The 7,112-nt window shown below is 70.9% G+C and carries 7 protein-coding genes and 1 pseudogene; 6 read left to right on the top strand and 2 right to left on the bottom strand.

Annotated elements, in window-relative coordinates; translation table 11 throughout:
• The 6 genes and pseudogenes from O3W51_RS46625 to O3W51_RS46600 form a co-directional block, all read left to right on the top strand.
• Window positions 1-953: pseudogene (locus tag O3W51_RS46625) on the top strand (hypothetical protein); the annotation flags it as partial.
• Entirely contained in the window at window positions 950-1,141 is a 192-nt protein-coding gene (locus tag O3W51_RS46620; RefSeq protein ID WP_269290073.1) for a hypothetical protein, read from the top strand. The pseudogene O3W51_RS46625 and the gene O3W51_RS46620, both read left to right, overlap by 4 nt.
• A gap of 423 nt (window positions 1,142-1,564) precedes the next feature.
• On the top strand, window positions 1,565-2,077 hold the full coding sequence (locus O3W51_RS46615; protein WP_269290071.1) for a plasmid mobilization protein: 513 nt from the start codon (window positions 1,565-1,567) through the stop codon (window positions 2,075-2,077).
• Window positions 2,074-3,804 (top strand): relaxase/mobilization nuclease domain-containing protein, encoded by a 1,731-nt coding sequence (locus O3W51_RS46610; protein WP_269290070.1) that lies wholly within the window; start codon window positions 2,074-2,076, stop codon window positions 3,802-3,804. The genes O3W51_RS46615 and O3W51_RS46610 overlap by 4 nt, the downstream gene beginning before the upstream one ends.
• A gap of 245 nt (window positions 3,805-4,049) precedes the next feature.
• Window positions 4,050-4,496, top strand: coding sequence for a hypothetical protein (locus O3W51_RS46605; protein WP_269290075.1), 447 nt, complete (start codon window positions 4,050-4,052; stop codon window positions 4,494-4,496).
• 78 nt (window positions 4,497-4,574) lie between these two features.
• Entirely contained in the window at window positions 4,575-5,300 is a 726-nt protein-coding gene (locus O3W51_RS46600; protein WP_269290068.1) for a hypothetical protein, read from the top strand.
• A gap of 182 nt (window positions 5,301-5,482) precedes the next feature.
• On the opposite strand, the gene O3W51_RS46595 is transcribed toward O3W51_RS46600, so the two are convergent.
• Window positions 5,483-6,301 carry a DUF317 domain-containing protein gene (locus O3W51_RS46595; RefSeq protein WP_269290066.1) on the bottom strand — a complete coding sequence of 273 codons (819 nt, stop codon included), beginning with the start codon at window positions 6,299-6,301 and terminating at the stop codon, window positions 5,483-5,485.
• A gap of 15 nt (window positions 6,302-6,316) precedes the next feature.
• Entirely contained in the window at window positions 6,317-6,607 is a 291-nt protein-coding gene (locus O3W51_RS46590; RefSeq protein WP_269290064.1) for a hypothetical protein, read from the bottom strand.
• Window positions 6,608-7,112 lie beyond the last annotated feature (505 nt).

The raw sequence follows: 7,112 nt of genomic DNA, 5'->3' as shown, positions 1-7,112 counted from the left end.
ACCGCGACGCCGCGCAGATCACCCGCGACCGGGCCACCGCCCGCGCCGTCGCCCTCGCCGCCCGCCTCGCGGAGCGCACGCCTGCCCAACGGCAAGGCTGGCGCGGCCGTCGGCTCACCCGGCGGCTGTCGAAGGCGGTCGGCCGGGCCTCCGTCGGCACCGACCCACAGCAGCGCGTGCAACTGCTCGACCAGCTCGCCGCCCGCCGGCACGCTCTCGCGCTCGCCACGGTCCCGCTCCCCTCCCCCTGGTCCCCGCACCACGACAACGTGACGACCCCCACGGTCCCCTCGCTGAAGGCCCAGAATGCGTCGGTCCCCAAGGACGGTCCCCAGCTTGTTACCGAACTGAGCGGGGTCTGGGGACCGCGCAAGGAGAGGGGACCGGTCCCCGGAACCTGGGACCACGACGCGGGGACCGAGGAACGTGATGCGGGGACCGAAACGGGGACCGAGCCCGTCAGGCAAGAGCCCAACCAGGGGCACGAAGGTAGCGCGGGGACCGGCTGCCTCTCGGTCGAAGTACCTGCTCAGGCCCAGGGATCGCACCGGGGACCGACCAGCACCGGACCGGGGACCGAACCCACCGGGGACCGGGGACCGACCAGCACCGGACCGGGGACCGAGCCCACCGGGGACCGGGGACACACGGTCCCCCTCCCGCGGAAGCCGACCGCGAAAGCCAGGGGCAAGCGCAACGGTCGGTCTCGCAGCTCGCAGCCGCAACGCCCGCCGCGCGAGCTGGAGCAGTCCGTAGACCAGCTCGCCCAGCGGGTCCGTCCCCACGTCCCGGCCCTGCTCGCCCGCGACGGCAACGAAGCGGTCACGCGGGTCCAGCTGCGGGAGATCCTCCGCCGCGAGGGCCTGGCGGGCGGCCGAAACGACCGACTGAGCCTCGTCCTCCAGCACCTGCGGAACGACGACGCCACGAAGACGAGGAGCACCGCCCGATGAAGATATGCCGCCGGTTCAAGACCGTCCGTGCAGAGTACGAGCGGGAGATCGGGTTCATGCTCGGTCACGCCGAACGGCACGCGGGCAAGCCATCGGGCAAGTCCAGCGCGAAACAAGCCATATCGACGAAGGCACGGATGGCCCGGGCACTCAACAGTCACGTCGGACGCTGCCTTGAGTGCGGATGAACCGGCAACGCAGCAGCTCAATGCCCCTGTCCACCCGGCTGGCCCGACCTTTTGCCGGGCCAGCGCCCCGTTCCGGAGGCGCGTCGTGATCCCGGGTCCTGTGCGCTCATCCGCACCCACGTCCGCCGAGGCCAGCGCCGGGGCGGACGTCCTAGTCCGCCGACGGCTCCTGCACACAGCCGTCCTCGCCCCGACCGGCCAATGGCTCGTCCAACACCGCCCCGACGGACCCGTTCACGTCCTCCCGGGACCGGCGGCCGTCATCGATCTGGTCGCGACCATCCAGCACCGCATCCACTCCACGAGGCCCGTATCTCGATGACGAACCCGCCCCAGAACGACTCCACCCCCGAACCTACACAGGACCTCAACTCGGTCCCAGAGGGAGCAAGATGGAGGTTCGGACACTCCCCCCAGGGGGGCGTGTCCGAACCTGTCCCCGCCCCGGGGGTGGCGGGGCCCGACCGGCACCAGGGGGCGCCGGACGGGAAGGCTGCGACCGAGGGCGGATCGCAGCCAGGAACCGCCCCTAAGGGGCGGACCAAGGGAAGAGCACGCCCGCGCGACAAGAAGCAGCGCCGCGCCCACAGCGTCCGGCTCAACCCTGCCGAGCACGCCCTCATCCAGGCCGGAGCAGACACCGTCGGCATGAGCGTGGCCAGCTTCCTCGCCTACTCCGGGATGGCCATGGCCCGTGACCAGTCTCGTACTGCCGTTGCCATCGCTACCGAACGCGACGTGCTGACCGAGCTGTTCGCGATGCGGCGGCAGCTCGGCTGGGCCGGCAGCAACCTCAACCAGGCCGCCAAAGCACTCAACTCCGGCAGCGACGTGCCCCACCTGACAGACGTGATCGCCGACATCCACCGGGCGGCCAACGCTGTGAGAGCCGCAGCCAGCAGGGTGGCCAACCGGCCGGCAGACGAGGCGCTTTGATCCCCCAGATTCACAAACAGGGTTCCAACACGCTGGGGCTGCTGCACTACCTCTACGGCGAGGGCACCCACGAGGAACACGTCGACCCGCACCTCGTCGCCTCCTTCGACGGCATGTCCCCCGACCCTGGCCGGGATGCCAGCGTCACGAAGAAGGACCTGCAGGAACTGCTCGACCAGCCCCTCCACCTCCTGCCCGCGGACCAACGACCCGACAAGCACGTGTGGCACTGCTCCGTGCGGGCCGCACCCGACGACCCGATCCTGACCGACGAGCAATGGGCGGACATCGCCCGCCGCATCGTCGCCGCCACCGGCATCGACCCCCACGACGGCGCGGGCTGCCGCTGGGCTGCGGTTCGTCACGCTGACGACCACATCCACATCGTCGCCACCCTCGTCCGCGAAGACGGCCGCCGACCCGACCACCACCGCTCCGGCAAACGGGCCCAAGCCGAAGCACGCCTCATCGAAAAGGACCTCGGACTCCACCGCGTCGCGCCCGGCGACGGCACCGCCGCACAGCGCCCCACCAGCGCCGAACTCCACAAGGCCAAACGCCAGGGCCGCGAGCGCACCGCCCGCGAAGAACTGCGCGAGACCGTACGACGCGCCGTGGCGGGCGCGACCAGCGAGAGCGAGTTCTTCAACCGGCTCGCCGCAGCCGGCCTCCTGATCCGCAAGCGCGCAGCTCCCTCCGGCGACCTGCTCGGCTACAAAGTGGCCCTGCCAGACGACCGCAACAAGGACAGCGAGCCCGTGTTCTACCCCGGCGCGCGCCTCGCCCCCGACCTGTCCCTTCCCCGCATCCGCGAGCGCTGGTCCGCCGATGGCGACGAGATCTCCTCGACAGGTACTGCCGGCCGCGCAACACCCAACAGCCCCTCCCCCGCGCGCCGGCGGACCGCGTCGGCTGCCTGGACGGCGATCACGGTCGTCGAGCACGGCGACGACGCGCTCGCCGCCGCCCACATCGCGGCAGCCGGCGAGGTCCTGGACGCCCTCGCGAAGACCTCCGCCGCCCACACCCGTCGTGAACTACGGGACGCCGCCTTCGCGTTCGAGCGGGCCTCGCGCTCCCACGTGCGGGCCGAGCGCGGGCACGACCGTGCCCTGCGCCAGGCAGCCCGCGACCTCGTCCACGGCGGACCAGCCCTCGGCCGAGGCGAAGACGGTGCAACGACCGCGATGGCCATCGACATGCTGTTCTTCCTCATCACCGCCACCGCGCACTGGCACGCGAAGAAGGGGCACGCCCAACAGGCCGCCGCCGCACGGCAAGCCGCCGAGCACCTGCGGTCCGCCTACCAAGCCGCCGCTGCCCAACCCCTCGCAGTCCTCTACCAGCGCGGGCGGCGCCTGAACCGGCCCCTGCTCCAAAAGCAGACCGCGCTGCTGCGCGCGGCGCTGCCGGAGCTGGCCGAACCGATCCTCGCCGAGCCCGGCTGGTATGCACTGGCCACCACCATCGCGGACGCCGAAGCCGCCGGCCACGACCCCGCCACCCTCCTGTCCGACGCCGTAGAGCGCCGCGAACTCGAGACGGCCGACTCTGTGAGCGAGGTGCTGGTATGGCGGCTGCGGCGTCTGGCAGATCTGGCCGCCGACGCCTCCGGAGTCCCCGATCACAGGCCAGCGAAGGGGCCGTCCACCGTACTTCCTGCGGCGTCCCGCCACGCGTCATCCGGCCGGCGGCGCGGCGAAGAGGCCGCGGGCAACACGCGCTGAACCGTGCCCGCTGTGCTCGTCCGCAGATCCTGCACACGGCCGACAGCAGGGAGACCACCACCATCCGGCCGGCGATCCACGCCATGACCGTCCGCCACGACGGCAGAAGGGCCAATCACGCCGGGAGGCCGATGCCCCCTTCGGGCACTTGGTGCGGCGGGACTGTGGACTTTGTGAGTTGAAGCTGTCCGGGACCTGGGGGACGATCATGACGCGTGCAGGACGAGACGAGGGAGGACGCCAGGGTGTTTCACCGGATACGCCGCCGTGCGAAGGAGCCCGAGGCACAGCGCCGGTTCTTCGAGCTGTCGGAGCAGATGCAGCTGCAGGGGCAGGTACCGCCGGAGGTCGATCGCGTGCGGGCCGACCTGGAGCACGCCGTGCCAACCGCTGCGGTGGACGACTTCCTCCCGCCCGAGCTGCGCGTGCCGAGCCACGATCAGGTCGCTGGCCGGATCACATCCTGGACGCAGCCGCTCGTCCTAGACGGAGAGATGGTCGCCTGCGCCACGTGCGGGACGTACCGGGACTGGCTCATCCTCTCCGCCCGCGGCCAGATCTGGTTGCGCTGCCGGGCCGGCCATCAGCAGCATGAGCCGCGTCTCAACACCGCCTGGTACAACCGGCACACCGGCCCCGCGGACGCGACGCACGCCACGTTCGAGGACTGCCTGCGCCACCTCGGCCACTGACCCCCACTCCTACGACCCCGCCGGGCTACCGAGCCCGCACTGACCAACCGCCACCTAACACCAAGGGGTCGTTCGACCATGCGCGTTCGCATCGCAATATCCGCCGTTGGCATCACCGCCGTCACGCTCCTCACCGTGCCCGCCTGCACCACCAACAGCACCACCGACACCACCGGGGCCAAGGCCAGCCCCCGCTCGTCCGCCCAGGCCGAAAAGCCGGGCGGTGCCGCCCCAGCCGCCGCCCCGCTGTCGTCGGCCGCACTGGAATCTCGACTCCTCGACGCGAGTGACCTCGGCAGCGGCTATCAGCGCAAGCCCGACCAGCCGGACCGTCACGACGACGTGGCCGTCATCGGCTGCCCCGCCCTGAGCGCGCTGGGCGGCGACGCGGCGACGGGCGGCTCGCTCGACTTCCCCCGCAAGGCGGAAGTCACCTTCACCTACGCCGGCGGCAGCGACTCGGAAGTTTCCGAGGAGCTGTACAGCGACAGCCCGACCAAGCTGTCCGACGGCACCGGCCGCATTTTCAACGCCATGACCGGCTGCCCCACCTATCAGATGATCGTGGGCGGCACGACGATCCATATGGCCTCGCAGAAGCTGGCCGTACCGGGCGGGCTCGGCGACGAGCAGTGGAGCCAGCTCCTGACGTTCTCCGCCGGTGGGCGGGACACCGTCATGAAGCAGACCGCGATTCGTGACGGCAGCCTCCTACTGATCGTCTCCGGCTCCCCGGCCCTCGTCGACCGCCATCTCGACAAGGCCCGCAACAAGGGCCTCAACAAGGCGACGGCAGCCAGCTGACCAACCAACAACGTGCTGCTGCCCCCGACCATCGGCCGGGGGCAGCAGCACGTTGTCACGATGACGGAATGAGCGAGCCCCTGACTGCACGGCCCATCCGAGCGCCATAGGAGCAAAGGAGCCCGGCCTTCCCCTTCGGGAAGACCGGGCTCCACACGTCAGATCGGATGCGTCCTCGGACGCTAGGCCGGGGCCCGGAGCAGTCGCTCCCGGGTGGCCTCGGGCAGCACCCGGCGCAGGACCGGTGCGGTCGAGCTGAGGGAGGCCGCGAAGGACGCGACGAGATCGTGGGGCACGCTGGCGCCGAATGATGCCGCCCACAGGCACGGTGCGCCCAGCGCGGGCTCGGCCCACGCCTGCCACCCGGGCCGGCCCACCTCGTCGGCCGCGACCGTCAGGGCGCGCGGGTCGGCGTCCTGAATGAGGGGCGGAACCTCGCCGAGGCTGAGGTATGAGGTGAACGACGGGTCCATGGCTCCCGTGTGGGGCTGGTCGATGTCGCGGAGCCAGCCGTGTCCGGTCACTGCGTCGAGGACCATCTCGGGGCCGGCCAGCGGCACGGCGGGCTGCTCGCGGGCGTCGAGCGCGACGAGGAAGTCGACGAGGACCTCCCCGGGGACGTCGGGGGTGAAGTAGGCCGACCACGCGGCGAGCGGGCTGCTGGTATCCGCGCGAGCGGAGACCTGCCAGGCGATCGGCAGGTCCCCCAGGTAGAACGGCTCATCCGCCAGAACCCACTGGGCCCAGCGCAGCGTGTCCGGACTGATGTGCAGGACGGTGCTGCGCAGGACCTGCCGGTCCCCTTCCGCCTCGTCCAGCTCACGCCGTCCGCGGACGATCGTCAGGCTCGTCCAGCCCAGGCCGGCGAGGGCATCTGCGACGGCGTCGTAGAAACGACCGTCGTCACCGGCCAGGTGCCGGGGACCCACCCAGTACGCAGGCTGGGCACCGCGCGGGGCGGGCGGGTCGATCGGATACTCGGGGTGCAGGAGCGCCTCCAAAGGCTAGGTGCGGTTCTACTGGCCGTTTGCGATGCGGCGAGGGCGGCGCGGGGGTGCCTGGACGGGGCCCTGCCAGGTCAGGGCGACGGCGACCTCAGGTGGCAGATGACCGAGCTGGGTGTCCGCGTCCCGTCCTTCAGCGAGGTAGACGATGGGACGACCGGTCTCGTCCACGGACGGCACGACCTGCGCGAGACGGTGCGCCATGGGGAAGAACGGGTTCATCGCCAGCCGGACCGGAACGTCCCGGTCGCAGGCAGACAAACGGTCCATGAGATCGCCGACGGTCAACTCCGTGTGCGTCACGGGCAGCCTCCAGGGTGAGGGAAAGCGGTGAGTGGTGGGACTATCGTGCCGCCGGCAACCGGAGCGACTCCGGTGCTCTCAGTGCAGGGAAGTCGCCAGCACGTTACGGCGGGGACGACGATGTCGGCCGGCGTCTGGGTGTCGAAGGACAGGTAGTACCCACGCACCTTGGCCATGCCGAGGACCATGGCGTTCCATCCACCGCTGTTGGTGGCGGGGCGGTCGAGCGGGACCAGCCGACGTAGCAACGGCCGTCCTCGCGGCTGACATGCACGTCCATCGCTGTCAGCCTTGATCGGGCTGCGGACGACGCCGCCGGCCCGAGCCGAGGTGCCACGGATGCAGCCCATGGGCCTCGACGGTGGCAGGGAACCCGGGCCTAATACTGCAACCGCATGTGGTGTGACTGTTGGCGGTGTGGCTCGTTGGTCCGACTGTGTGACGAATCGTTGACGGTGGAGCAGGTCGAGTCGTGGTCCGAGGGCGTAGAAGAGTTGCATGCCCG

Origin of the sequence: Streptomyces sp. H39-C1, from assembly GCF_027158125.1 — a bacterium.
Classification (GTDB): domain Bacteria; phylum Actinomycetota; class Actinomycetes; order Streptomycetales; family Streptomycetaceae; genus Actinacidiphila; species Actinacidiphila fildesensis.
This window is presented reverse-complemented; position numbering and strand designations above follow the sequence as displayed.

Excerpts from the sequence above, each read along its gene's own strand:
- O3W51_RS46620 (WP_269290073.1), top strand. The coding sequence starts at position 950 with ATGAAGATATGCCGCCGGTTCAAGACCGTCCGTGCAGAGTACGAGCGG.
- O3W51_RS46600 (WP_269290068.1), top strand. The coding sequence starts at position 4,575 with ATGCGCGTTCGCATCGCAATATCCGCCGTTGGCATCACCGCCGTCACG.